Below are 25,506 nucleotides of genomic sequence, written 5' to 3'. Positions count from 1 at the left end.
CCTGGTTCACGTACCCCTGTCCCGTGAATGAAGACAACCGCCGCCATGCGCCCCCCGTGACACGGGTCAACGTCCCCGTACGACCGCTTCTGGTAGGTCAATTCATCAGTATTCTAGGGGTGTTGGGCCCAGGTGGCGCATACGTACGACGGCTCGGGCCGGAGATGGTATCCCGCCGAGTGGTGTAGTCACTGGTCGAGCTGATTCGGTTTCTGCCGTGGCGGAAACTGGTGATCGTCCGCGGTCGGCTGCGTCGTTAGGAGTTCGGCCATGGAGGCTTCGGAGAGATAGCGGCGGTCGAAGAACTGCCATTCGTCGTGGAGTTCGGCCAGGACCGCGGCGGCGAGCCGGTCGAGGGCTGCGGGGTTGGGGAAGACCTGGACGACGTCAGCCCGCCGTTTGGTCTCCCGGTTCAGCCGCTCCAGCGGGTTGGTGGACCAGATCTTCTTCCAGTGCGCGGGCGGGAAGTCGGCGAAGGCGGTGATGTCGACCGCGGCGTCCAGCAGCATCCTCTTGACCTGGGGGAACTGCCGTCCGAGCATGTCGGCCACCACGTTCAGCTGGGTGCGGACGGCCTCGCCGATGGTCTGCGCGAAGACGGTGCGGATGGTCGCGGCGACCATCTCTCCTGAACCCTTTGCGATCACGCCGAAGACGTCTCGGACGAAGTGGACCCGGCACCTTTGCCAGGCCGAGCCGAGGAAAATGGTGCGGATCGCGGCCACCAGGCCGCTGTGGCTGTGGCTGTGGCTGTCGGAGATGACCAACTGGACGTTCTCCAGGCCGCGGGCCCGTAAGGAACGCAGGAACTTCGTCCAGAACGGCTTCGACTCGCTGTCGCCGACCATCAGCCCGAGGATCTCGCGGTGACCGGTCACGGAGATGCCGGTGCCGATGACCACGGCCTGGGACACGATCCGGTGGTTCACCCGGGCCTTGCAGTAGGTCGCGTCCAGGAAGACGTAAGGAAAGACGGTGTGGTCCAGCGGCCGTTCCTTGAACGCAACCAGTTCTTCGTCCAGTTCGCCGCAGATCCGTGACACCTGCGACTTCGAAATGCCGCTGTCCGCCCCGAGTGCATTGACCAGGTCGTCGACCGAGCGGGTCGAGACGCCGTGCACGTATGCCTCCATCACCACGGCGAACAGGGCCCGGTCGATGCGCCGGCGCCGCTCGAGCAGCGAGGGGAAGAACGACCCGGTCCGCACCTTGGGGATCTTCAGGTCCAGGTCGCCGGCCTGCGTGGTCAATAGCCGGTCACGGTGACCGTTGCGCCAAGTCGTGCGCTCGCTTGAGTGCTCGCCCGGGGCGGCACCGATGGTCTCGGTCGCCTCGGCCTCGATGAGTTCCTGCAGGATGCGCTCGCACAGCATCCTGATCGTCTCAACTCCGTCGGCCGTACGTAGTGACTGAAGCAGTCGCATCAGGTCAGACTGAGACAAGGCCATCGTGCACTCCTCCGGTTGAACTGCCCGTTCACCAGGGAGACTTGCGCGATGGCCTGCCCTTGTTCAGGGAGCGGGCAGCAGCAGCGGGTGCACGCCCCGGGCAGACACCGCGCGTTCACGAACGTTGACCAGCTACACCACTCGGCGGGACACCATCGGGCCGGACGGCTCGGTCGACAACTGGACAGCTGGGGACACTATGAGCCTGACGCGATGATGCTGCACTTCGCGGGCTGCGCGGTGGACCTTGGTGGTCACCCCGCCGGAGGACCGGCCCAGCGTCTGGCCAGGTACCTGATGTAGCGGATCTTCCAGTTCGTCCGAGGCCGGTGTCCCTCTGCGGGCTCCGGCGGCATGCTGGTTGGCACGGTCGACAGTGGAGTCCACCGACGCCGTTCACTCCACCGCGCCCGCCGCATCATCCTTGACCTGCACGCGCTCCAGGAGCTTCGCCCACGTCCCATCACCCCCTGCAGACCCGCCAGACGCGGCCGGACTGACCACGAGGATTCACCTGGCATGTGAACAGAGCCAGAAGGTGCTGTCCCTTGTCGTGACCGCCGGGCAGCGCGGTGCCTCGCCGCGGTTCCAGACCGTCCTGGACGACGTCAACATCCCGCGCATCGGCGCAGACCGTCCCCGCACACGGCCCGAGAAGGTCCGGGCCGACACGGCCTACAGCCCCACGCCGACGCCACCGGATACAACAGACTCGCCGTCCGATGCGAAGCCATCCTCTACACCGCCGTCATCAACGACTGGCTCCTGACCTCACTTTGAGGCAGGCCCTGGTCGACCATGAACCACAAGTAGCTGCCCGGCGTCGCCGCACACGCTTCAGGATGCTCTGCAAGATCCAGCAGAGCCGTCTTCTGCTGCTCGCCAGAACGCCGCTGGGACAGGACGGTGACTTCCTGACGGGCAACTTGGGCTTCCTGCTCGTTCAACAGCGTGTCGCCATGTGGATCTACCCAGCCAAGCTTGCCGAGCCGTGCCGGTCGAGCGTGCTCAGGGCCAGCGCCAACGCTTCGCCATGCTGGCATGACCCCCGCAGCACGGTGTCCCGGGACAACCCTTTGCGCGAGGGCCGCCCCAAGTGCAGTTCCAGCTCAACCCCCATCACCCCATCTTTCTGCCTCGGACACCGAAGCTTCGCAGAGATGATTTGTTCAGACGTCGGATGAACACGACACGGCACCACCGGGGTGGTGCTCAGTGCCACCCCGGTCGCGTCGCAGTTCTAGAGCGGCATGGGCGCCATGTCGCACTCGATGCGCCGCCGCTGGCGGGCCGCGAGAAGCCAGGGGTGGTCGGCGCGAACCACCCGGGTGAACCCGTCCACCGCCCTCTGCTCCAGTTCGTCCGCCTCGGCCCCGCGCCCCAGGCCCCGAAGGTCGAGCGAGAGATTCGCGGAACACGACAGTGTCAGCGGGTGATCCACACCTGCGACCTCGGCCAGCAGGGGCAGATTGACCTGGTCGATCTCGCAGGCCCGGTCGAAGTCCAGACGCGCGTACGCCGTGCTGGCCTGGCCGAGCACGACGGTCGCGGTCGTCACATGACCGGAACCCAGCGTGTCGGTGAGCCTGCGCGCCGAGTCGTCCTCCAGCTCCTGTGCCTTGCCGAGATTGCCGAGGGCACGCATGGTCGCGGCCAGGTTGGCCTTGGCAAGGAGGGTGTACGCGTGGTTCTTGCCGAGGCGCTGCTCATAGCGTTGCACGGTGTCCTCGCCGAGCTGACGCGACCCGTCGAGGTCACCCGTGAGGCGACGGTCGACAGTGACGTTGATCGCTGTGGACAGCGCGTCCGCGTGGTCGCGGCCATAGCCGGTCACCAGGCGGCGCAGCGTCTCCTCGGAGAGCTTGGCGGCCTCGGCGATCGCTCCGTCGCGACGCCTGCAGACCGCCAGGTTGCGGGCGACGCGCAGGGTGAGTGGGTTCTCCTCGCCTAGTGAGTCACGCACCCTGCGGTAGACGTCCTCCTGGAAGTCACGAGCGCCCGGGTAGTCGCCGCTCTCGCGCATGTCGATCGCGAGTCCGTTGAGGGTGTTCAGGGTCAGGCTGCTGTTGGGCCCGAAGAGCAGGTCACGCAACCGGCCCGTCTCCTGGTCCAGGGGCAGTGCTGTGCGGAACTCGCCGCACAGGCGCAACGAGACGCCCCAGCCGTGCGCCGCCTGGAGGGTGCTGGGGTCCTCCGGCCCGAACAGGCTCCCGGCCCGCTCGGTGGCTTCCTGGTCGAGTTCGCGTGCCTCGTTGAACAGGCCCTGGTAGCGCCGCGCGTCCGCCAACTGCGTCATGGAGTCGATGAGGTCCTCCGCGGCGACGTCCACCCGCCGCGAGACCTCCAGAGCCCCTTCGTTGAGCGGAACGGACTCGGCGAGCTCACCGACGACACGGAGCAGGAAGGCGAAGATCTTGGTGATGCGGATGACGTGGATGTTCTCCTCGCCCGAGGCCGCGAGCCAGGTGGTCCAGGTCTGCCGGGCCAGGTCGACGGCATTCTCGTGGTCGCCCCAGTAGTAGAGGAACAGCACGGTGTCGTAGACCAGTTCGCGCGTCCAGGTGTCCGTGCTGTCCTTCGCCTGGGAGGTGAGGACGTGTGGCAGCAGCGCCTGATAGGCGGGCCACTCGAGGGAGGAGGCGTGGTGGCCGGGCTTGGCAGCCGAGAGGAGCTTGTGTGCGGCCTCCCGCATACGCTCTCGCTCGTCGGGGCCCAGTTTGGCCAGGAGCACGTTCTGCAGCAGTCGGTGCATCTGAAGGGTGTCGGAACGCAGGTCCAGCCGCACCAGGGAAAACTGGTTCAGGTCCCGGATGGCCCGGCTCAACTTGATCGACTCGCGCAGGAGGGGGTCGACGTGGGGAGTGATGTCGACGCCCCGTTTGCCGCGCAGCATGGAGAGCGGGACGGGCTCGGGTGCCATGCAGGCGCAGATGTCGAGGAGTTCACGGGCGCCCGGGTTGCTCTCCTTGATCCGCTCCAGTGAGATGTCCCAGGCCGCGGCTACGGAGACCGGATAGTCGGGGGCCGGGTCGAGATGGAGGATCTCCGGGCTGCGCTGGTCCAGCAGGGCGAGGTAGTCCTCCACGAGCATGCCCGTGACAGCACGCCATGCCCCTGCCTGCTCAACGGCGAGCGGCAGGTCGCCGAGGGCCTCGGCAAGCCGGTCCGCGTCGGCCGCGGACAGGTCCGGAGAGCGCTTCTGGAGCAGCTGGACGGACTCTTCACGCTCGAAGACGTTCACCGGCAATGGCGTGGCCACCCGTCCCCAGTCGCGGTTGCGGGAGGTGACGATGATCTTCCCCGGTCCATTGGCGGGGAAGTACGAACGCACCGCCTCGACGTTTTCTGCGTTGTCGAACACCAGGAGCCATTTGTCGTACGGAACCCCGGTGCGCAGCGCCTCCAGGACGGCGGGCACAGCCGTGTTGGCGGCAGGAGCGCCCACACCGTCGTGCCCCGCGGGGGTGAGCCGCAGCCGGGCCGCCAGGCCCGCGAGCGCGGTCAGGATGAGGCTCTCCCGCTCGGCGGGGATCCAGCAGATCACCTTGTAGTCCTGCTGGTGCATGTAGATGTACTCAAGGGCCAGCTGCGACTTCCCCACACCGCCCATGCCGTGCAACGCGTGCGGCTGCGCGGCCGCGCTGCCTTGATCGCCCAACTGCCGCTTGATCTCGTCAAGTTGTCCGCCTCGCCCGGTGAATGATGCATTCCGCGGCGGGACGTTCACCAGTAGCGACGGTGTGGGCGTGGTGCTCTGCATGTGTGACTCGACCTCCATGCCTTCATGCTCGGCGCATCCGTTGCCGGATGGGCCGAGCACTTCACGTTGCGCGGCAGTACGGGAGAACCCGAGGAGACTCGCGACGATGCGGCCGGTCCCGCTCGGAACGTTCTCTCAACAGTCTGCGCCAGATGGGCCAAACCACCGCGTAGGTCGTCGAGTTGGACCGTACGGGACAGAAATGCCAAGTAAGACTCAAAGCGCTGCAGCCCTCGCTGAAGCCCGTCTACACGGATCAGGGCCGGAGCCGTTCGGGGCAAGCCAGCATGCGGCGGCTGTCGCGGCCGGGGGCAAGGGCCGATTGGGCCACGATCCAGCCGGCGAGGAGATGGAGGTCGGCCGGGTCGGCGGCCAGAGCGTCAGCGTACAACTCAAGTGCAGTGGCAGCGTCTCCGACGGCCAGGTGCTCGTCGGCGGTGCGTGGGACGGCAGGATGTTCGGCGAACGCTTGGGTGCGAACGTCGGGCCAACTGGGGCGATCGACACGGAACACGAGAGTGCGGGACGTCGACGCCTCGCGCTCTGCGCGCGCATCCTGCGACGCGACGTTGCGCAGCCGCCACTCCGTACGGTGCAGCGCGGCAGCCGTGCGGGCCCGGAGCAGGGCTGCCCGGTCGACGGGTTCACGCAGCCAGCCATCCAGTGTGCGGGCGAGCCCCGCCGCAAGGGCCCGCCCCTGAGCGGTGAGCCGCCCGCTCATCCGCAGGGTGCGTACGACCAGCCGACTCTGTAAGCGGCGCAGGGCGAAGTGGTAGGCGGCCGTCTCGGCGTGCTCCGGCTCGGGCAGCAGGTCCCGCCAGAATCCGGCGACGCCGGTGAAGGCGTATGCGCCGTGCAGGAGGCCGGTGAGATGACGCGGGTCGGCGCGCCAGGGGGCGTAGTAGCACTCCGCGCGGTCGTCGTCGAGGAGCGGGAAGAGATGGAGCATGGCGGCGAGCTTGCTGTGCTGGAACTCGTGAACAAGCGTCTCGGCGAGGGAGACCGGGGAAGCGGGTCGGGCGATGAGCATGGCGGCGTAGGAATCGCCGCTCGTGGCGGAAACCCGTACGTCGGGGGAGGGCGGTGGGTCGACGCTCGTACGTCCCCAAGGGACCACGGCCCTGATGGCTGCAGGGTCGAGTCGGCCGGGTCCCGCTTCGCGGCCTGTCCCGATGAGTATCGCGGCGGCCTCGTCGAACATGTCCTGCCACATGGCGGCTTCGTCGGCGTCGAGCCGGGCGGGGGTCACGGGCTCGCCGAGATCACGGTACGGATCGAGGTCGTCGAGCGGGATGGCGACGGCCCCCGATGAGGCGTGGTGGGTGAGTGTGCGCAGTGGAATCCACCGGGGCCCGTCCTCCACCTGGCCGGTCTCCTCGCGTACGGCGACGGTCTCGGGCAGACAGGTGAGCATGAGCGAGGAAAGGGAGGGAGCAGAGGAGTGCGACACAGGCGCTGTCAGGGTCAGCTCGCCTCCACTCGTCCAGGCTCGGCCGGTGGCGGGCTCGGACCCGGGATCCATCAGGCGGACCGTTCCCAGACCGGGAAGGTGCAACGCGCCGTCGACAAGCGGGACGACGAGATCGGCCTCCGAGCGCGCACGGAGCGCCGCCGTGATCGCCAGCGCTCCAAGCCGGCCCGTCTCCGCCCACAGAGGCGCACCCTGCGCGGTGCCATGTATCTGACGCAGGACGTGCGCCAGCCAGCCACCGACCTGCGGGACGAGCAGCAGTCGGTCGACCGCTTCAGGGTCCTGTTCGGCCGCGGAGACGAGAGCTCTCCACAGGTCTGCGGGCGGCGAGAGCGGTGCGGGCAGGGAGTCGAGGCGCGCCTGGAGCGTACGCAGGAGCAGTAGTCTGCGTGCCCTTTCGCCACGCTCCAGGAAGGCCAGTGCCTCCGGTGAACCACCCCCGGCGGCCAATTCCTCGAAAAGGTGGCCAGGCATCCGGAGTGGATGATGGGGCTGCTCGGGACTCATTCCCGGAGACCTCCGTCGGGTACGAGAGGTGACGTTGCTACTCCGCCCTGCCTGGCTCGCCGCCGCCCCGCATGCTGCCGCGTGGGCGCAGCACCTCGTCCAGGAGCCGGTCGGCCCGGCTGAGAGGGGCTACGGAGTCGAGGGCGGAGACAGACACGTGAGCCAGATCCAGCAGGTCCGACTCCCAGCATGGGACGCCGGTCCCGGGAGTCTGCCCACGGGTATCTGACGGAGCTCCGGACGGCTGGATCTGCGGCCGGTGCAAGATACTTCCCCTCTTTGCCACTACGTTCCGCTACCGGGTGCCGGTCACGCGTGGTCGAAACCGGTGACCGCCAGATCATTGCACATGACGGTCACGAGATTTCGCGCCTCGGGTGTAGAAGCGAGCACGCGCAGCCCCAGGGCGAGTTGGGTCGTACACGCGCGCGACGCCACCGCCCGATGGAAGCCGGACGCTCGCTCGGATGGCCGGATCCATTCTACCGAGTCGGTCCAACCTGTCCGGTCTACAGCGGCATCGGTGACAGGTCGCATTCGATGCGACGACGCTGCCGTGTTGCGAGGAGCCAGGGATGCAACGAGCGGACCACGTGGCTGAGCCCGTCCACCGCCGTCCGCTGCAACCGGTCCGCCTCGGTGCCCCGGCCCAGCCCTCTGAGGTCCAGAGCCAGATTCGCGGTGCAGGCCAGCGTCAGCGGGTGTTGTTCGCCGGCGACCTCGGCCAGCAGCGGCAGGCCTGCTTCGTCGATCTCGCGCGCCCGGTCGAAGTCCAGCCGGGCATAGACCGTGTTGGCCCGGCCGAGTTCGACGGTGAGAGTCGTCACGTGGTGAGGTCCCACCGTCTCGGCCAGCAGACGGGCGGCATCGTCCTCTAGTTCCTCTGCGGCGTCGAGGGCTCCGAAGGCTCGCAAGGTCGCGGCCAGGTTGGCCTTGGACAGCAGAGTGAACGCATGGCTCTCGCCGAGCAGACGCGCATATCGCTGGGCGGTCTCCTCTGCCAGCTGACGCGAGCCGTCAAGGTCTCCGGCCAGGCGCAGGTCGACGGACAGGTTGATCGCCGTCGCAAGCGAGTCGACGTGGTCGGACCCGTAGCGGACGACGAAGCGGCGCAGTGTCTCCTCGCTGAGCCGGGCCCCTTCGGCGAGCGCCCCGTCACGGCGCCGGCAGACAGCGAGGTTGCGGGCGATGCGCAGGGTGAGCGGGTTGTCCTCACCGAGCGCGGCACGAGCCCGGCGATGGACGTCCTCCTGGAAGTCACGGGAGCCTGGATAGTCTCCACTCTCGCGCATGTCGGTGGAGAGAGCGTTGAGGGTGTTGAGGGTCAGGAAGTTGGCAGGGCCGTAGAGCTGCTCCCGCATCTGCGCGTTCTCCTGGTCCAGCGGCATCGCTTCCCGGAACTGACCGCACAGCCGCAGGTCGACGGCCCAACTGTGGTTGGCCCACAAGGTGGTGGGATCGTCCGCGCCGAACTGCGAGCGGGCCAGCTCCGTGGCCTCCTGGCCCAGGTCGCGCGCCTCATGGAACCTGCCTCCGTAGCGCCGGGCGTCCGCCATGACGCAGAGCGAGTCGACAAGGTCCTCCGGAGCGACACCGATACGGCGTGACACCGCCAGGGCCCGCTCCGTCAGCGGGATGGACTCGGCCACTTGCCCGACAACGCGCAACAGGAAGGCGAAGATCTTCATGATGCGGATGACGAAGATGTCCTCCTCGCCGGAGGTCTCGAGCCAGGTGTCGTAAGCCTGCCGGGCCAAGCTCAGCGCCCCTTGGTAGTCGCCCCAGTAGTAGAGGAAAAACGCGGTGTCGTGTACGAGTTCCCGAACCCAGGTGTCCGTGCTGGTCACCGCCTGGGAGGTGAGCAGGTGGGGCAGCAGGGCCTGGTACTCCCGCCATTCCAGAGACGACGCGTAGTGGCCCGGTTTGGCGGCCGACAGCAACTGGTGGGCGGCATCCCGCATCCGTTCCCGCTCTTCGGGCTGCAGCTTGGCGAGGAGCACGGTCTGCAGCATCCGGTGCATCTGCACGGTGTTCGATCGCGGGTCCACCTTGATCAGGGAGAACTGGCTGAGGTCGCGAATGGCCCGGTTCAGCCGGATCGACTCCCGCAGCAGGGGATCGATCTCGGGCGTGAGATTGACCCCCCGGCTGCCCCGGAGCATGGAGCGCGGAATTGGCTCGGGAGCCATGTTGGCGCAGACGTCGACGAGTTGCCGGGCACCGGGATTGTTCTCCTGAAGGTGCTCCAGTGAAATGTCCCAGGCAGCCGCCACCGAGACGGGATAGTCGGGCGCCGGGTCGAGCTCCAGGATCTCAGGACTGCGCTGGGCGAGCAGGTCGAGATACTCGTCGACGGGCATCCCGGTGACGGCGCGCCAGGCACCCGCCTGCTCCACGGCGAGCGGCAGATCACCCAGAACTTCGGCGAGCCGGTCGGCGTCCTCGACCGTCAGGTCCGGCGAGCGCTTCTGGAGCAGTTCGACGGACTCCTGCCGTTCGAAAACGTTGACCGGCAGCGGGGTGGCCACCCGCTCCCAGGCGCGGTTGCGGGAGGTGACGATGACCTTGCCGGGCCCATTGGCGGGAAAATACCGGCGCGCTACCTCCACGTCCTCGGCGTTGTCGAAGACGAGCAGCCAGTTGCCGTGCGGAACCCCGGTCCGCAGCGCATCCAGGACGGCGGGCACGGCCATGTTCGCGGCGCTGTCCTGTCCCGCGGGCGTGATGCCGAACTGAGAGGCCAAGGTCGCCAGCGAGGACAGGATGAGGCTCTCCCGCTCGGCGGAGATCCAGCAGATGACGCTGTAGTCGTACATGTGGGTGTAGATGTACTCCAGCGCCAGCTGTGACTTTCCGACGCCACCCATGCCGTGCAACGCATGCGGCAGCACGGCCGCGGTGTCCTGGGCGCCCAACTGTTCCTCGACGGCTCTCAGGAGCGCTTGCCGACCGACGAACGACGTGTTCCTCAGGGGAACGTTCACCAGTAGTGCTGGTGTTCCCGTCACCTTGCTCTCCATGCCCGGCGATGCCTCCACGAGTTCCCTGGTCCGGGCGGAACATCCTGTCTGTTCCGCTTCAAGTGGTGTGCCGTGCGTGGGCGAAGGACTCACCGTCTCGGCCGTCGCCCGCGACTCACCGTCGGGCACCGATGCGATGTCGGCGCCCGCCTCGATGCGTCGCGCCCGCTCGGTGTAAGGCCCGGACAACGCGCGCATGACGGCCATTTCCGTGCGTCGCCACTCCCGGTCGCCGGGATCGGGCAACGTGGTGCCGACCGGATCGTGCAGGGCGGCACGAAGGGCAACGCCCCGCTCGCCCGCGGCGGGCAGCGCGCCCACCACCGCGACTGTGCGCGCGAGCTGGGACCGAGTGGTGGTGGCCAACAGCGCCTCGCGCACTCCGTCGGCGAACTCCGGGGGGCCCTTGCCGCTGTCCCAGTCGATGAGTCCGCCCATCAGGATCTCGGCGAGGTGGTCGGGGCCGGTATCGGGCATGGTGCGTCGCCGCAGCTGATCCACCAGTTCGAACTCCAGTGGCACGACAGCCAGTTGGGTGGCAAGTCGGCGTGCGCCAGGGGTGGCAAGGGTGAGGAAGCGGTGTACAGCGGCGAGGGCGGCCGTCCTCAGCCGGGGGGCGCGCAGTCCAGGTGCAGGTGCGCCCTTGGCGAGGGTGCCCGCCAGGACTACGGGCAGATCGCGGCGTACTCCGCGCTCCCCGACGACCAGGTCGGCCCAGGCCGCCAGCGAACCCGGCTTCAGGGACAGCACGGGCACTGGCACGGAGGACCCGTTTGTGTCGGGCAGCGGCCGCAGGGGGTCGGGACCCACCGCCGGCTCCCAGTGGCACAGGCGGGTGTTGGACACGCCGAAACCACCTGCCTCCAGGACTGCCTGGTGCGGGTACAGCGAGGAACGGTGGCGCAGGTGCGGGGGCAACAAGTGGACCAGGGCCGTAGGGCCCGCTCGGCCGAGGCGGTCGAGCAGCCGGTCGGCGGCGGGTCCTGCCCAGCCGTGCCCCAGACCGTCCGTGACCACGAGGAAGACTCGGTCCGCCCGCCCGTTGAGGATCTCTCCGGGGTCGACCGGCATCCGTCCCGCGCCCCATCGCAGCGACGGATTCCCGGAGCGGGGGACGACCAGCTTGACGGTGCGTACAGCCCGGAAGGCCCCGCTCTGTTCGGCCGCCGCGTGCAGAGCCGTCGCCTCCCGGCTCCAGATCGCCATGGTGGGGGCGTCGTCGACCAGGAGGACCAGGTCGAACGCGGTGGCATCCGCCGGGCGGAACCACGGCATCCACAGTTCGTCGAACACCCCCTGCTCCGCTGTGGCTTCCTCGTCGAGCCGCACGGCGTCATGGGACGGCACATGACGCGCCAGCCGGTGCAGGGCACGGGCCATCCGTGCTGACCGGCTACCGCCCGGTACCGGTGTGCCGGGCCGCTGACGTGGCAGAAGGGGCCGTTTCAGCTGCATCTGACCGGAGCCCTCCGGGTCCGGGAGGGGCAGCGGTTCACCGTCGACGGCGGCCGCCTGGGCAGCGATTGGCCCCGGCTCGGACGACCGCCCAGACGGTGGCACCACGGCGTCTGTGGTCCGTACGCCGGTGTCCGTCCGCGCAGTGTCGGCGACCGTGGGCGTGCGGCCTGCCCTGATCCAGTGCGCGCTCAGCCAGACGGCATCGGCCAACTCCTGCCAGCGCGGAGCGGACTCCGGCGAGTCTGTGTGTCCAGCTTCGAATCCGGGCGCGCGCTCCCTGGGTAAACCGTCCATCAGCGCCCCTTGGCAAGGTCGCGCAGCAGCATCTCCATGAGCTTGCGCCCCCGCTGGTCGTTTCGGAAGACGCCCGCGGTGGTCATTTGGACGGCGTTGAGCAGTTGGTCCAGCGAGTGTGTGCCGCCCGCCTCCACCCGTGTGGCGAAGAGGTCGACCAGATCGTCCGCGCCTGGCGGGCAGGTCCCCAGGTGGCTCGCCACGATGGCGAGCAGTTGCTGCCGGGTGGGAACTGGCATCTCCAGGGGGAGGCATCGTCTGCGGAATGCGGCAGGGAATTCCCGTTCCCCGTTACTGGTGATGACCACGACCGGGAACTCCTTGCATTCCACCCGTCCGTGCCGCACGTCCGCGAACCGGTCGGGGTCGCTGGTGTGTACTTGCGCGACGTCCTGGGCATCCCGCACCAGTTCCGGGATGTCGTAGCTGCCGTTCTCCATGACATGGAGCAGGTCGTTGGGCAGGTCGATGTCGCTCTTGTCGAGTTCGTCGATGAGGAGGACGCGGGGGCGGTCGTGCGGTAACAGCGCGGTGCCCAGCGGGCCCAAGGTGATGTAGTCACCCAGGTACGGCGGCCGAGGGTGTTCCTCGCCGGCTTCCGCGCGCTCGTCCGTGCCGGTCGTCAGGCCTGCTCGCCAGGCACCGATGGCCTGGGCCCGCCCCATGGCGTCGTGCTCGTACAGACCGTCGCGCAGCCTGGTGCGGCTGACGATGTTCCATTCGAGGACGCGGCCGAGGCCGAGTTCGCGGGCGAGCAGGTAGGCGAGAGTGGACTTGCCCACCCCGGGTGCCCCGGTGACGAGTAGCGGTCGCCGCAGCAGCAGGGCGGCGTTGACGGCGTCGACACTGTCGCCGTCCAGGTGCGGCACGATATCGACGTGGCCCAGCCGACGCAGCGCAGCCTCCTCGTCGTCAGGTGGCGGAGGCTGTGCGGGTCCGCCCCCGAACCGACGCCATGGGGGAGGCTCCGGCAGCTGGGGTGGAGGTCCTGTCGGTGCAACCCCCGTAGCGTGAAAGAAGCGCCAGCCGTGCTCGCCCACCAGATCGGGGCCGCTCATACCGGGGTCTCCTCGCTGTCGATGGTGCTCATGCTGTCGGAATGGCCGACTCCGTGTTCCCGCTCGACGTCGAAGTCAGTGACGGGCTGCATGTCCACGAGCCGGTGCGGGTCGTCCCACAGGAACGCGATGTGCCGGCCCAGCAACAGTGGTCCGTCCGCATGGAGCTGAGCGATCCGCCTGAGGCGGTGGATCGTGACGGGGAGTTGGGCGGGCGTGCGTACGGCGGCGAAGACGGCCGTGACCACCTCCCGGCGTTCCGCCACGAATTCGCCTCTGCGGTCCCACACGGCGAGACCGATCCCCTCGGCGATGGCCGCCTTCAGCACCTCCGTCGCCGGCCCTCCGTCGGGTGCGTCGAGCACCGTGGCCGTGCGGCTGGGCCTCACCGCCAGGGCGGCCTGCCACTCACCCAGACCACGAAGGTCGGAGGCTCGCCAACCGTGCACCTCGATCCCGCGGGTCTGCAGCGTGTTCCACCGCTCCAACCACTGGGCTCGGACCAGGGAATCCTCGGTACGCATTCGTTCCAGGCTGCGCAGGTGCACTCCGTACTTCAGCCCCAGCGGCAGTGGCCTGCCGTCCCCCGGCCTGAAGGTCATCCCCGCCACATCGTGGTTGATCAGGTCGTAGGGAAGGACGAACTCGACGTAAGGCAGCGCGGACTCGGCATCCACAGAGGTCACCTCATGCGCCGCGGGGGAAAGCCTGACGACCTGCCGAAGAGCGCGCTCGACCGCCATGCCGAGACTGCCGAGGCTGGTCGTCTCGGGTTCCCCGGGCTGCGGGTGCCAGCGGCCGGGAACGGTGTTCAGCCATGGCCGGACGACGACGTCACCCGTACCGTCGCGAGCCGGTTCGACGGCTACGACCAGGCAGCGTGGAATCGTTGGATCCACCGCAGCGGCGATCCGTTCGGCACGCCGCTGTTCGAGCATCGGAAGTAGACCCGCACGCCGCGCCCAGTCCTGCGCCCAGGACGACAGCGCGGACCGACGGTCGGCAACCCTGGTCAGCTGGGCTGCATGGTCCATGAGCAGAACTGCCGGCGGAAGTCCGTCCGGCTGGACGTTGAGTTCGCGTACGTAGGCGAAAAGCTGGGCGGAGGTGAGTCCCATCGGCAGATCGAAATGCAACTCCCCCGCCAGGCCGTCGCGCAAACCGCTCGCGGACACGCTCCCGGCGACGGTCCCCAGGAGGGCGAGTGCGGCATTCGCGTCCTGCTCGGCCAGCGGTCCCGCAGGCAGCGGGCCGGTGCCGACCGGCGCGAGTAATCGTTCGATCTCGGCAGCGGCGGCAGATCCTTCGAAGACACGCACGACATCGGCCAGGACGCGTTCCCCATCGGGCACGCCGAGCGCCGTCCGCACCAGGATGACGACGTCTTCGCGCTGCTTCACTCCCCGCACGTCGACGGAGGCGTTCAGTTGCTCCGACAGGACCCCGGCGAAGTACTGGCGTCCGGCCTGGTCCTCAAGGCAGCTCAGCCCGCACAGCGTCTCGGTCAGGCGGAACAGAAGGTCTCTAGCCGACGCACGTCCGAACTCACCTAATTCCGCCGCTGTCTCCACCGACCTTCCCCCATGAGGCGGCATTTGGACCGACCAGCGAAACTAGCACGTGACGTCGCGGTGAACCAGGTCCCCGCACCAGCAACGACCGTGGTGCGTGGTGGGCGACGGCGCACCGCCCCCACCGTTCACAACCGCGGATCCACCGGCTCCGACTCCAACGCCAGCACCGCGAACACAGCCTCATGCACCCGCCACAGCGGCTCCCCCTCCGCGAGCCGGTCAAGGGCCTCCAGGCCCAGGGCGTACTCGCGCAGGGCCAGCGACCGCTTGTGGTTGAGGAAGCGGCCGCGGAGGCGGTCGAGGTTCTCGGGGCGGGTGTACTCGGGGCCGTAGATGATCCGGAGGTATTCGCGACCCCGGCACTTGATGCCGGGCTGGACCAGCCGCCCGTCCGCGCCGCGCACCACCGCCCGGTCGGGCTTGACGACCATGCCCTCGCCGCCGCGGCCGGTCATCTCCAGCCACCAGTCGACACCGGCCCGCACCGACTCGGGATCGCCCGTGTCGACGAAGAGGCGCCGGGTGGTCTGGAGGAGGCCTGACGGGTCGCCCGCCACCAGCCGGTCGATCAGGGCGAGCTGCTCCTCGTGCGGCAGGGCCGCGAGGCTCCGGCCCCGCACGGCGAGGATCTGGAAGGGAGCGAGGCGTACGCCGTCCAGGCCGGACGTGGTCCAGCAGTAGCGGCGGTACGCGTCGGTGAAGGAGGCGGCGTCGGCGGCCCGTTCCCGCTGCTTGGCCAGCAGGTTCTGTACGTCGACACCACGCGCGGCGGCACCTTCGAGCGCGGCCACCGCTCCCGGGAAGACGGCTCCGGCCGCCGCGCCCACCGCGGCGTACTGCGAGCGCAGCAGCCCGGAGGCCTTGAGCGACCAGGGCAGCAGCTCGGCGTCGAGCAGCACCCAGTCCGTCTCCAGCTCCTCCCACAGACCCGCCTCGGTGACGGCGGCACGTACCCGCCCGAGGATCTCCTCGGTGACGGCGGAGTCGTCGAAGAAGGGGCGTCCGGTGCGGGTGTACAGCGAGCCCGACACGCCACCGCCTGCGCCGAACCGCTCGCGTGCGACTTCCTCGTCCCGGCACACCAGCGCCACCGCTCGCGACCCCATGTGCTTCTCCTCGCACACGACCCGCGCGACCCCGTCGGCCCGGTACTGCTCGAACGCCTCGACCGGGTGCTCCAGGAAGTATTCATCAGCGGCTCCGCCGCGGGCCTCCACCTTGGAGGTGGCGGTGGGCGCCATGGTCGGCGGCAGATACGGCATCAGCCGCGGGTCCACGGCGAAGCGGCTCATGACCTCAAGCGCCGCGGCCGCGTTCTCCTCGCGTACGGAGACACGTCCGGCGTGCCGGGTCTCGACGACCCGGCGGCCGTGCACGTCCGCGAGGTCCAGCGGACGCCCCTCGTGTCCGCCGGGTGCCTCGGAGGCCAGCGGCTTGACCGGCTCGTACCAGACCCGCTCGGCCGGTACGTCGACGAGTTCGCGCTCCGGCCAGCGCAGCGCGGTCAGCTTGCCGCCGAACACGGCACCGGTGTCCAGGCAGATGGTGTTGTTCAGCCAGGTGGCCTCCGGGACCGGAGTGTGGCCGTAGACCACGGCCGCCCGGCCCCGGTAGTCCTCGGCCCACGGGTAGCGCACCGGCAGCCCGAACTCGTCGGTCTCACCGGTGGTGTCGCCGTACAGCGCGTGCGAGCGCACCCGGCCCGACGTACGCCCGTGGTACTTCTCGGGCAGTCCGGCGTGGCAGACGACGAGCCGGCCGCCGTCGAGGACGTAGTGGCTGATGAGTCCGTCCACGAACTCCCGTACCCGCTCCTTGAATTCGTCGCTCTCGACCTCCATCTGCTCGATGGTCTCGGCGAGGCCGTGGGTGTGCTGGACCTTGCGGCCCTTGAGGTAACGGCCGTACTTGTTCTCGTGGTTGCCCGGAACGCACAGGGCGGCGCCCGAGCCGACCATGGACATCACGCGACGCAGGACGCCCGGGGTGTCCGGGCCACGGTCGACGAGGTCGCCGACGAACACGGCCGTACGCCCCTCGGGGTGCGCGCCGTCCGCGTAGCCCAACTTGCCCAGCAACGACTCCAGTTCGGAGGCACAGCCGTGGATGTCGCCGATGATGTCGAACGGACCGGTGAGGTGGGTCAGGTCGTTGTACCGCTTCTCGGTACGGACCTCTGCGCTCTCGGCCTCCGCCACACCCCGCAGGACGTGCACCTTCCGGAACCCCTCGCGCTCCAAGTGCCGCAGGGAGCGCCGGAGTTCACGGGTGTGGCGCTGGATTACGCGGCGCGGCATGTCGGCGCGGTCGGTGCGGGAGGCGTTGCGTTCGGCGCACACCTCCTCGGGCACGTCGAGCACGATGGCGATGGGCAGTACGTCGTGCTTCCTGGCCAGCTCGATGAGCTGCTTGCGGCTCTCCTGCTGCACGTTGGTCGCGTCGACGACCGTGCGCCGGCCCGCCGCGAGGCGCTTGCCCGCGATGTAGTGCAGGACATCGAAGGCGTCGCCGCTGGCGCTCTGGTCGTTCTCGTCGTCGGCGACGAGGCCGCGGCAGAAGTCCGACGAGATGACCTCGGTCGGCTTGAAGTGCCTGCGGGCGAAGGTGGACTTGCCCGAACCGGACGCGCCGATCAGCACGACGAGGGACAGGTCTGTGACGGGCAGGGAACGAACCTTGTTGTCGGTGCTGGTCATGCGGCCTTCTCCTCCTTCGTGTTCTGGTCCTTCGTGTTCTGGGCGCCCACCGTGAAGACGGCCATCTGTGTGGGCGGTCCGACCTCGGGGTCGTCCGGTCCGACCGGCACGAACTCCACGCCGTACCCGTGCCGTTCGGCCACCGTCCCCGCCCAGCCGCGGAACTCCTCGCGCGTCCACTCGAAGCGGTGGTCGCCGTGCCGGACGTGGCCGGCGGGGAGGGTATCCCAGCGGACGTTGTACTCGACGTTCGGCGTCGTCACGATCACTGTCCTGGGGCGCGCCGAACCGAACACCGCGTACTCCAGGGCGGGCAGCCGCGGCAGGTCGAGGTGCTCGATGACCTCGCTCAGCACGGCGGCGTCGTATCCCTTGAGCCGCTTGTCGGTGTAGGCGAGCGAGCCCTGGACGAGCTTGACGCGCTCGGACTGCCGCTCGCCCATCCGGTCCAGCTTGAGCCGCCGGGAGGCGATGGTGAGGGCGCGCATCGAGACGTCCACACCGACGATCTCGGTGAACCGCGTGTCCTTGAGCAGCTCCTGCACCAACTGGCCCTGCCCACAGCCCAGATCGAGGACCCGCGCGGCATCGGTGCCCTTCAGCGCGCCGACGATCGCGTCGCGTCGCCGGACGGCGAGCGGTACGGGCTTCTCCTCGGTGTCCGTCTGTTCGTCGACGGCGTTGTCGATCTCCTCGACCGCGCTGTCGTCCGTCTCGGCGAGCCGTACGAGTTCGAGGCGCTCCATGGCCTGCCGGGTCAGCGACCAACGGCGGGACAGATAGCGGCTGGTGATCAGCTTCTGCTCCGGGTGGTCCGGCAGCCAGCCCTCCCCGGCCCGCAGCAGCTTGTCGACCTCGTCGGACGACACCCAGTAGTGCTTGGCGTCGTCGAGCACCGGCAGCAGGACGTACAGATGCCGCAACGCGTCGGCGAGCCGCTGCTCACCTTCCAGTACGAGGCTCACGTACCGCGAGTCGCCCCACTCGGGGAACTCGGTGTCCAGCGCCACGGGTTCGGCACTCACCGTCCAGCCGAGCGGCTCGAACAGCGCCCGTACGAGGTCGGCGCCGCCGCGGGCCGGCAGCGCGGGCACCTCGACGCGCAGGGGCAGCGGACGCGCGGGCAGGTCGGGCTTCGCCTGGCAGGTGCCCTTCATCGCGCTGGAGAACACGCTGCTCAGCGCCACGGCGAGCAGGGACGAGGCGGCGTACGGCCGGTCGTTGACGTACTGGGCGAGAGCCGCGTCCGGAGCTCCGCCGCGGCCCTTGCCCTTGCCGCGCCGGACCAGTGCCACCGCGTCGACCTCCAGCAACAGCGCCGCCGTACAGCGCTCCACGCTCGCCTCGGGGTAGACGACATGCGCCTTGCCGTAGGACGTGGAGAACTCCTGCGCCTTGTCGGGATGCTTGTGCAGCAGGAAACCGAGGTCGGTCGCGGGGCGCTCCGGGGTGCCGGTGGTACTGATCGTCAAGAACATGGTGGGAATACCTCGAGAACTCTTCTGACCTGCGGAAACACATCGGCGGGCAGGGCCCGGGTGCGCAGCGCGTGCACACGTGCCGGGCACCTGTGGACCTCAGCGATGGGAGAGCGCACCTCGGTGGTCACTGCTCCTGGCCCTTCGTCGACCTCATGGCGGTGAGTACGCCGCGCCACGGTGGGCCGCCCACGCAACGCCCCTCCTTCGATGCGCCAGCACAACGTACAGCGGAGGCCAAGGACAAAGTCATGTATTTTCAGCGCGAACCCGGCGGTTGGGCCGCCCGGCACCTCACGTCAGGCTCCCCCGACGACCCCCAGGTCGACGGTGGGGTGAAGACACGGGCGAATGTCGCCAGTGCACACCGCACTCTCCGCACAGGTCACCGTTCTCTACCCGGCTCTCGCGCAGTAATCGGCCAGGGCATTCGCCCCCGGAAAGCCAGTCCGACCTCGGTCATGACGTCGACGTTCCTGGCCCGTCGGACCACGCGCCGTCGCCACTCCGCCGCTGACGTTCCGCTCGCTGCTGGACGAGTTCCTCGACGGCGCTGGGCAGGGTCGTCTCGAAGTCGATCAGCTTCGCCCACGTCGGCGTCATCACGATGCGGACCATGCCGTCGTAGAGTGAGCGGATCTCGGCCTCCCACTCGACCCGTTGCTCGGCCGTCATCTCGTACGAGCCGTTCATCTCCAGGTACTCCTCGGGAATGCCGTCGACCTCGTCGAGTTCAACGGTGCCGCGGACGAGGAGGATCTTGGGCGGGTGCACCTCGGTGTCGATCGTGATGGCGACGGCCGGGTTCTGACGGAGCGAAGCCAGCTTCGGGGCGTTCTTCGACGTGCACATCACGGCCTCCTTGCCGTTCCAGGCGAAGGCGATCGGGATGTTCCGCGGTGTCCCGTCCTTGGCCACATAGGCCAGACGGCAGAGGTCACGAGCCAGCAGCTCCTGGCTCAGCGGGCGATTGAGGATCTCGGCGATCCGGTCGTTCGTCATGGTGAGCCTCCCGAGGGCCGTGCGACCACGGTGGTCGCTTCTGCCTCTGGGACGGAGCCGCCACGCCGTTCTCGACATCCCTGCCGAACCTTCCTCCGCGACCCCGTCTGCAGATCCGCGGGCTTTTGCCACCGCTTCCGTCACCTGCCCGTCCGAAAGCCCGATCCACCGCTGCGTCATCCGGCGGTACACGCACACCGCCGATATTCGCTTGCGCACCATCGTCACGCGGGTCAACGTCGCCTGACACCTGACGAAGGCAGAGAAGATGACCGCGCAGAGCGACCACGTCGACCACGAACTCATCCAGGCCGCGGCCCACGTCGCTCGCACTCGCTGCCGGGGCGACAACCACACCATGGCAGCCGCAGCCCGTGCCCAGGACGGCCGGATCGTCACCGCGGTGAACGCCTACCACTTCACCGGCGGCCCCTGCGCCGAGCTGGTTCTCCTCGGCACGGCAGCCGCCGAGGGCGCCTACGAGCTGGACACGATCGTCGCCGTGGGCGACCGCGACCGGGGGGTCGTTCCTCCGTGCGGACGGTGCCGCCAGGTCCTTGTCGACTACTTCCCGGCCCTGAAGGTCATCGTCGGGGCGGGCGACCGCCTCCGGACCGTCTCGATCACCGACCTGCTTCCCGAAAGCTACATCTGGGCCGACCACCAGCTCGACACCGAGCAGCCCGACCCACTCAGCACAAGCTGACACCACCGGACGTGAACAGGACGTACGGCGCCTGCTGCGGCACCGGCTCCCACCACGACGGCACGACGGCACGACGGTCGGAAACCTCACCAGGCCTCACGGGGAATCGGCCTGCAGTCCCTGCTGCACGCGGACGACGCCCGGGCCGATCGGACCGCACGCCTGGCCGGTCGGACCGCGAGCTTGGCCGGTCGGCCGACGCCGTGGCGTGTGGTGGCCGTCTAGCGTCGGTCTCGTCAGGCCACCGCAGCCCGAGGGGAACGCTCGATGCACCAGCGACCGACCACCGGAGTACACACCGACGCCACCGCCATGGCCGGGTCGGCCGCATTGGCCGGAGCGCCCACGGAGTTCGAGCTCGACGTCGTGGAACTGCTCGTGGAGGCGCTGCGCGGCGCGGTCAAGTTCGAGTCGTCGGCCGTGGGCACCGAGAACCTGTTGTCCGCGCTCGTGATGGGTGAGACGGACGCCGGTTCGGCGATAGCCCCCGGGATGCGGAAGGCCGGCTCGGTCAGCGGTCTGGTCGCGGGCCGGGCCGGGAGCGCTGGAGCTGCTTGGGCGAACGACGACGGGTACGGCAGCACTCCGGTGGACGCCACCGACGAGGACGAGGCCGAGGTCACCGCCGCCTGGCGCGAGGCGCAGTGGCGTCTCGGACTCAGGAACAGCCAGTCGCGTGGCTCGCGCAAAGCGAAAGAACCGGCCGGCGAGAGCAGCCGGTCGCTGCCGGGGATGACCGACGCGACGCGGATGTGTCTGCTGCTCGCGCTCAGGTCGGCCCGTGCCGAAGGGACGGTCGCGGTGCGCTGTCGGCACGTGGCGCGGGCCCTGCTGAACCTGCCGGCGAGCCGCGCCCGGGAAGCAATGGTCGTGGAGAGGCTGGACCTGGCCGCCGCGGCCTCGGCACTCGACACACTGGACGCGAAGGCCTTGGCGGAGACCGAGGGACCGGAATCCCGTGGCGTCCTGCTTCTCCGCAGGGCCGGCACGCTGGGCAGGAGCGGCAACCGCCTGTCCCGCGCGATCACGTCGTGGACCGCCGGGTCGTCCATCTACGGCTCACCGGTGATGTTCGCGGTGACCGTCGAGGCCGCACGGCAGGTGGCGCGGTACGGGCGCGGCAGGACGGAGCCCGTGGACCTCCTGCTGGGAATCCTGGCCCTGGACCGGGCTTTGGCGGTTGCCGGCCGGTCGCTGCCCGAGGACCTCGCGTCCGTCAGTACGGCCGCCGAACTCCTGCGCCGACACGGCGTACGGCACGGGTTCCTGGCGCGTTCGGCGACCATCGACGCGCCGGTCGGCGGCCTCGACCAGACACAGCTCTCCGACTCCGCCCAGCAGGCCAGGGCGGCCGCGCAGCTCATCGCCGCCGAGCAGGGTTCGCCCACGGTCGGTACGGTCCACCTGCTGGCCGCGCTGCTCGAAGCGCCCGCGGTCGACGCCGAGGCGGGGGACGAGGGCCGGACGGTCGGACGGCTGCTGGCCGCCGAGCGGGTGTACACCGCCGCGTTGCGGGCGGAGCTGGGTCTGCGGCCGGGCGCGTGACATCGGGGACCGCCCGGCAACACTCCTACCTGCCGTGGATACCGTTCCTTCGGCGGATCCGTGACGCGCGGATCCGCGATGCCGGGGGCAGAGGCGAACATGAGTCAAGTGACGGAAGAACAAAGCCAGTTGCCCGGACCACCGACGCGCGGGCTGACCGGTCCGGCACGCCGGTTGCGCCGCGAGGCGGCCGGGATCCGGGCCGCGGTACGGGCCGCTCCACGCCGTACGGTCGTCGCCGAGGGACTGGTGTGCGCCCTGGCGGCGGCCTTCGGGCTGATCCCGCTGCTGCTGATACCGCCGGACCGGCCGGTGCTCGCGGTGCTGGAGGCGTTGTGGGCGGTGCTGCTCGTCGCCGCGCGGCGCGGCCGGCCGGTCGCCGCGGTCCTGGGCACCTTTCCGCTGCCGGCGGGTGCCAACGTATGGGTGCTGGCGGTGGTACCGCTGATCGTGCTGTCCGCCACCCGCCGTATCGCGCCGCCGCGGCGCGCATGGCGGATCGTCGGGGTGGCCTGCGCCGCGCTCGGCGGACTGACCGTCGCCGGGGGCCTGTTCCGGTGGGAGAGCCTGCCGATGAAGCTGGCGGAGAACGCCGTATCCGCCGTACTCCTCCTGCTGCTCCCCACCCTGGCCGGCACCATGCTGGGTCGGCGACGGCCCCTGGTCGACCTCCTGCGGGAGCGCAACGCCTATCTGGAGCAGACCCGTACGCTGACCGCCGCGGCGGCCCGGATGGAGGAACGGACCCGGATCGCACGGGAGATGCACGACCTCCTGGGCCACCGGCTGAGCCTGATCTCGGTGCACGCCGGGGCGCTGGAACTCGCCGCCGCACGCCAGGCCCCTCCCCTGGCCGGACAGGTGGAGCTGCTGCGCACGACCGCGGGAACGGCCATGGAGGAGCTCCGCGAGATCCTCGGCGTCCTGCGGCACTCGGACCTGTCGGACCCCGCGGACGAGACCGGGGGCGACCGGGGAACGTACGAGGACATCACCGCCCTGGTGGCCCAGTCCGGGCAGACGGGTGGCGGCCCCGTCGAGCTGGCCTGGTCGGTGCCCGACACGGTCGAGGTGGGCGCCCGTGTCCGGCAAGCCATCCACCGGGTGGTCCGCGAAGGGCTGACGAACGTGCTGAAACACGCGTCCGGCGCGCCCACCCTGGTGGAGGTCAAGGGCACGGACGCGGGGATCGAGGTGTACGTCACCAACGGGGTGCCACGCGTGCCGGGCGACTCCCAGGGGGGAACGAGCAGCGGGCTGGCCGGACTTCAGGAACGGATCTCGTTGCTCGGCGGCACCTTCGGGGCGGGTGCCCTGCCGGACGGCGGCTTCCGCGTGACGGCATGGCTGCCGTTCCACGCGCCGAACGGGCCAGTGCCCATGCCCTCGGAAGCCCGTACCCACACCGGCGCCGAACCCCTTCCGCCCGCGCCCCGCCCTCCTTCCGGCAACGGCGAGACCTGGCGGCCGGGGTCCAACTCCCCGTTGTCGGCCCAGACCCTGACCTGGCCGCGTGTCCTCGGTGCCGGCTGCACGGCGGTGCTCGTCGTCCTGCCCACGGCGGGCTTCCTGATCGTCCTGCTGGTGATGGCGGCCCTAGGATGAGCTGATGATCCGAGTGCTGGTCGCCGACGACGAAGCGCTGATGCGCGTCGGAATCCGGCTGATCCTGGAGAACGCCGACGACATCGAGGTCGTTGCCGAAGCGGGCGACGGCCTGGAGGCCGCCGCGGCCTGCCGCGCCCAGGACATCGACGTCGCCCTGCTCGACATCCAGATGCCGACCCGGGACGGCATCGCGGCCGCCGAGGACATCGCCCGGCTCTCGCCCCGTACATGTGTGGTGATGCTGACGGCGTTCGGCGAGGAGGCGAGCGTGACCCGGGCCCTGCGGGCCGGGGCGAGCGGTTTCCTCCTCAAGGACACCGGTCCCACCGAACTGATCCGCGCCGTGCAGCTCGCCGCGAAGGGGGAGCCGGTCCTTGCGCCCCGGATCACCCGCCAACTGCTCGAACGGCACGTGCGGTCCGGCCGTGACACCGAGGCCGCCCTGCACAGGACCGAGGAATTGACCCCGGCCGAACGGGATGTCCTGCGGCTGCTCGGTACGGGTCTGTCCAACGCGGAGATCGCCGACCAGCTGTACATGAGCGCCGGCACGGTCAAGGCCCACATCAGCCGGATCCTGACCCGCACCGGCTGCGCCAACCGCGTCCAGGCAGCGGTCCTGGCCCATGACGCGGGGTTGCTGGCCGACTGCTGAGGCGGGGTCCGCGGCACAGACAGGGGTCGCTCACGAGGGGGAGCGGCCCTCGGTTCCCGGTCCTGCCTCCTCGGCCGGGTTTCGGTCCCGGTCCCGGTCCCCGCCAAGGTGCTTCCGTCGGCCAGGGACCGGGACGAGCCTCATGACAGTCACCGGCCGACGGATTACCGAACCGCGACCACCCCCCCCCGTTACTGCAGCTGCGACTGCACCTGGGAGGAGATCAGGTCCAGGTGGTCCAGATCGTCGAGGTCGAGGATCTGGAGGTAGACCCGCTGGGAACCGACCTCTGCGTAGCGGCCGATCTTTTCGACAACCTCGTCCGGGGTACCGGCCAGCCCGTTCGCCTTCAGCTCCTCCACCTCGCGGCCGATCGCGGCGGCGCGGCGGGCGACCTCCGCGTCGTCCTTGCCGACGCAGGCGACGAGCGCGTTGGAGTAGACGAGGTCGGTGCCCTTGCGGCCGGTGTCCTCCGCCGCCGCCCGCACCCGGCCGAACTGGCGCTCGCTGTCCTCGACCGACGCGAACGGCATGTTGAACTCGTCGGCGTAACGGCCCGCGAGGCGCGGGGTACGGCTGGCACCGTGACCGCCGATGAGCACGGGCACCTTGGGCTGTGCCGGCTTGGGCAGCGCGGGCGAGTCGGTGAGCTGGTAGTACGTGCCGTCGAAGCTGAAGGTCTCGCCGACCTTCGTCTCCCACAGCCCGGTGACGATTGCCAGTTGCTCCTCCAGACGGGCGAACTTCTCCTTGGGGAAGGGGATGCCGTACGCCTTGTGCTCCTCCTCGAACCAACCGGCGCCCAGGCCCAGTTCGACGCGGCCGCCGGACATCTGGTCGACCTGGGCGACCTGGATCGCCAGGACGCCGGGCAGGCGGAACGTACCTGCGGTCATCAGTGTGCCGAGGCGGATGCGCTTGGTCTCGCGGGCAAGTCCAGCGAGGGTGATCCAGGCGTCCGTGGGGCCCGGGAGGCCGTCCGCGGAACCCATGCGGAGGTAGTGGTCGGAACGGAAGAACGCGTCGAAGCCGAGGTCTTCGGTGGCCTTGGCGACAGCGAGAAGGGTGTCGTAGGTGGCGCCCTGCTGGGGCTCGGTGAAGATTCGAAGATCCATGCCTCCATCCTGCACGGTCGAACGTCGGTCAACCCCATCGGTCCCGCCGGTCCTCCGCGTCCCCGGTCGGGTGAAAATCCGTCAACCGTGTGCGTGGGGGATACCGGGCCA

Annotated in this window: 16 protein-coding genes and 1 pseudogene; 4 read left to right on the top strand and 13 right to left on the bottom strand. The window is 69.4% G+C overall.

Annotated features, from left to right (window positions below):
* Positions 1-188: 188 nt before the first annotated feature.
* From ACZ5VQ_RS40370 to ACZ5VQ_RS40315, 12 genes and pseudogenes are all read right to left on the bottom strand, one after another.
* The gene (locus ACZ5VQ_RS40370; protein ID WP_469109347.1) at positions 189-1,448 is read right to left on the bottom strand and encodes an IS256 family transposase; all 1,260 of its coding nucleotides are present in this window, start codon (positions 1,446-1,448) and stop codon (positions 189-191) included.
* Between the two features lie 234 nt (positions 1,449-1,682).
* A pseudogene (locus ACZ5VQ_RS40365) lies at positions 1,683-1,913 on the bottom strand (IS5/IS1182 family transposase); the annotation flags it as partial.
* A gap of 272 nt (positions 1,914-2,185) precedes the next feature.
* Entirely contained in the window at positions 2,186-2,395 is a 210-nt protein-coding gene (locus ACZ5VQ_RS40360; RefSeq protein WP_469109346.1) for a hypothetical protein, read from the bottom strand.
* Positions 2,396-2,688: 293 nt separating this feature from the next.
* Positions 2,689-5,226 carry an FxSxx-COOH system tetratricopeptide repeat protein gene (gene fxsT, locus ACZ5VQ_RS40355; protein ID WP_469109345.1) on the bottom strand — a complete coding sequence of 846 codons (2,538 nt, stop codon included), beginning with the start codon at positions 5,224-5,226 and terminating at the stop codon, positions 2,689-2,691.
* 238 nt (positions 5,227-5,464) lie between these two features.
* The gene (locus ACZ5VQ_RS40350) at positions 5,465-7,153 is read right to left on the bottom strand and encodes an HEXXH motif domain-containing protein (RefSeq protein ID WP_469109344.1); all 1,689 of its coding nucleotides are present in this window, start codon (positions 7,151-7,153) and stop codon (positions 5,465-5,467) included.
* A gap of 342 nt (positions 7,154-7,495) precedes the next feature.
* Positions 7,496-7,624, bottom strand: coding sequence for a hypothetical protein (locus tag ACZ5VQ_RS40345; protein WP_469109343.1), 129 nt, complete (start codon positions 7,622-7,624; stop codon positions 7,496-7,498).
* A gap of 71 nt (positions 7,625-7,695) precedes the next feature.
* Positions 7,696-11,958, bottom strand: a complete 4,263-nt coding sequence (gene fxsT, locus ACZ5VQ_RS40340) for an FxSxx-COOH system tetratricopeptide repeat protein (RefSeq protein WP_469109342.1) — start codon at positions 11,956-11,958, stop codon at positions 7,696-7,698.
* The gene (locus ACZ5VQ_RS40335) at positions 11,958-13,016 is read right to left on the bottom strand and encodes an AAA family ATPase (protein WP_469109341.1); all 1,059 of its coding nucleotides are present in this window, start codon (positions 13,014-13,016) and stop codon (positions 11,958-11,960) included. Before ACZ5VQ_RS40335 ends, fxsT (ACZ5VQ_RS40340) begins: the two co-directional genes overlap by 1 nt.
* Positions 13,013-14,587, bottom strand: a complete 1,575-nt coding sequence (locus ACZ5VQ_RS40330) for a VMAP-C domain-containing protein (protein ID WP_469109340.1) — start codon at positions 14,585-14,587, stop codon at positions 13,013-13,015. The genes ACZ5VQ_RS40335 and ACZ5VQ_RS40330 overlap by 4 nt, the downstream gene beginning before the upstream one ends.
* Positions 14,588-14,715: 128 nt before the next feature.
* Positions 14,716-17,286 carry a polynucleotide kinase-phosphatase gene (locus ACZ5VQ_RS40325; RefSeq protein WP_469109339.1) on the bottom strand — a complete coding sequence of 857 codons (2,571 nt, stop codon included), beginning with the start codon at positions 17,284-17,286 and terminating at the stop codon, positions 14,716-14,718.
* A complete protein-coding gene (locus ACZ5VQ_RS40320; protein ID WP_469109338.1) occupies positions 17,283-18,764 on the bottom strand; it encodes a 3' terminal RNA ribose 2'-O-methyltransferase Hen1 in 1,482 nt (493 codons plus the stop codon). Before ACZ5VQ_RS40320 ends, ACZ5VQ_RS40325 begins: the two co-directional genes overlap by 4 nt.
* Positions 18,765-19,223: 459 nt before the next feature.
* Positions 19,224-19,766 carry a pyridoxamine 5'-phosphate oxidase family protein gene (locus ACZ5VQ_RS40315; protein ID WP_469109337.1) on the bottom strand — a complete coding sequence of 181 codons (543 nt, stop codon included), beginning with the start codon at positions 19,764-19,766 and terminating at the stop codon, positions 19,224-19,226.
* Positions 19,767-20,034: 268 nt separating this feature from the next.
* Between ACZ5VQ_RS40315 and ACZ5VQ_RS40310 the strand changes: the two genes are divergently transcribed.
* From ACZ5VQ_RS40310 to ACZ5VQ_RS40295, 4 genes are all read left to right on the top strand, one after another.
* Entirely contained in the window at positions 20,035-20,472 is a 438-nt protein-coding gene (locus tag ACZ5VQ_RS40310; protein WP_469109336.1) for a cytidine/deoxycytidylate deaminase family protein, read from the top strand.
* A 267-nt stretch (positions 20,473-20,739) separates the two neighbouring features.
* Entirely contained in the window at positions 20,740-22,017 is a 1,278-nt protein-coding gene (locus ACZ5VQ_RS40305; protein ID WP_469109335.1) for a hypothetical protein, read from the top strand.
* Positions 22,018-22,125: 108 nt separating this feature from the next.
* Complete coding sequence (locus ACZ5VQ_RS40300) at positions 22,126-23,622, top strand: sensor histidine kinase (protein WP_469109334.1); 1,497 nt, start codon at positions 22,126-22,128, stop codon at positions 23,620-23,622.
* Between the two features lie 4 nt (positions 23,623-23,626).
* A complete protein-coding gene (locus tag ACZ5VQ_RS40295; protein WP_469109333.1) occupies positions 23,627-24,280 on the top strand; it encodes a response regulator in 654 nt (217 codons plus the stop codon).
* A 191-nt stretch (positions 24,281-24,471) separates the two neighbouring features.
* Here the strand turns inward: ACZ5VQ_RS40295 and ACZ5VQ_RS40290 are convergent, their stop codons facing one another.
* Positions 24,472-25,395 carry an LLM class F420-dependent oxidoreductase gene (locus ACZ5VQ_RS40290; RefSeq protein ID WP_469109332.1) on the bottom strand — a complete coding sequence of 308 codons (924 nt, stop codon included), beginning with the start codon at positions 25,393-25,395 and terminating at the stop codon, positions 24,472-24,474.
* Between the last annotated feature and the right edge of the window lie 111 nt (positions 25,396-25,506).

It is taken from the genome of Streptomyces sp. NPDC033178 (genome assembly GCF_055577685.1).
This window is presented reverse-complemented; position numbering and strand designations above follow the sequence as displayed.

Excerpts from the sequence above, each read along its gene's own strand:
- ACZ5VQ_RS40370 (WP_469109347.1), bottom strand. The coding sequence starts at position 1,448 with ATGGCCTTGTCTCAGTCTGACCTGATGCGACTGCTTCAGTCACTACGT.
- fxsT (WP_469109345.1), bottom strand. The coding sequence starts at position 5,226 with ATGGAGGTCGAGTCACACATGCAGAGCACCACGCCCACACCGTCGCTA.
- ACZ5VQ_RS40350 (WP_469109344.1), bottom strand. The coding sequence starts at position 7,153 with ATGCCTGGCCACCTTTTCGAGGAATTGGCCGCCGGGGGTGGTTCACCG.
- fxsT (WP_469109342.1), bottom strand. The coding sequence starts at position 11,958 with ATGGACGGTTTACCCAGGGAGCGCGCGCCCGGATTCGAAGCTGGACAC.
- ACZ5VQ_RS40335 (WP_469109341.1), bottom strand. The coding sequence starts at position 13,016 with ATGAGCGGCCCCGATCTGGTGGGCGAGCACGGCTGGCGCTTCTTTCAC.
- ACZ5VQ_RS40325 (WP_469109339.1), bottom strand. The coding sequence starts at position 17,286 with ATGACCAGCACCGACAACAAGGTTCGTTCCCTGCCCGTCACAGACCTG.
- ACZ5VQ_RS40320 (WP_469109338.1), bottom strand. The coding sequence starts at position 18,764 with ATGTTCTTGACGATCAGTACCACCGGCACCCCGGAGCGCCCCGCGACC.
- ACZ5VQ_RS40315 (WP_469109337.1), bottom strand. The coding sequence starts at position 19,766 with ATGACGAACGACCGGATCGCCGAGATCCTCAATCGCCCGCTGAGCCAG.
- ACZ5VQ_RS40310 (WP_469109336.1), top strand. The coding sequence starts at position 20,035 with ATGACCGCGCAGAGCGACCACGTCGACCACGAACTCATCCAGGCCGCG.
- ACZ5VQ_RS40305 (WP_469109335.1), top strand. The coding sequence starts at position 20,740 with ATGCACCAGCGACCGACCACCGGAGTACACACCGACGCCACCGCCATG.
- ACZ5VQ_RS40295 (WP_469109333.1), top strand. The coding sequence starts at position 23,627 with ATGATCCGAGTGCTGGTCGCCGACGACGAAGCGCTGATGCGCGTCGGA.
- ACZ5VQ_RS40290 (WP_469109332.1), bottom strand. The coding sequence starts at position 25,395 with ATGGATCTTCGAATCTTCACCGAGCCCCAGCAGGGCGCCACCTACGAC.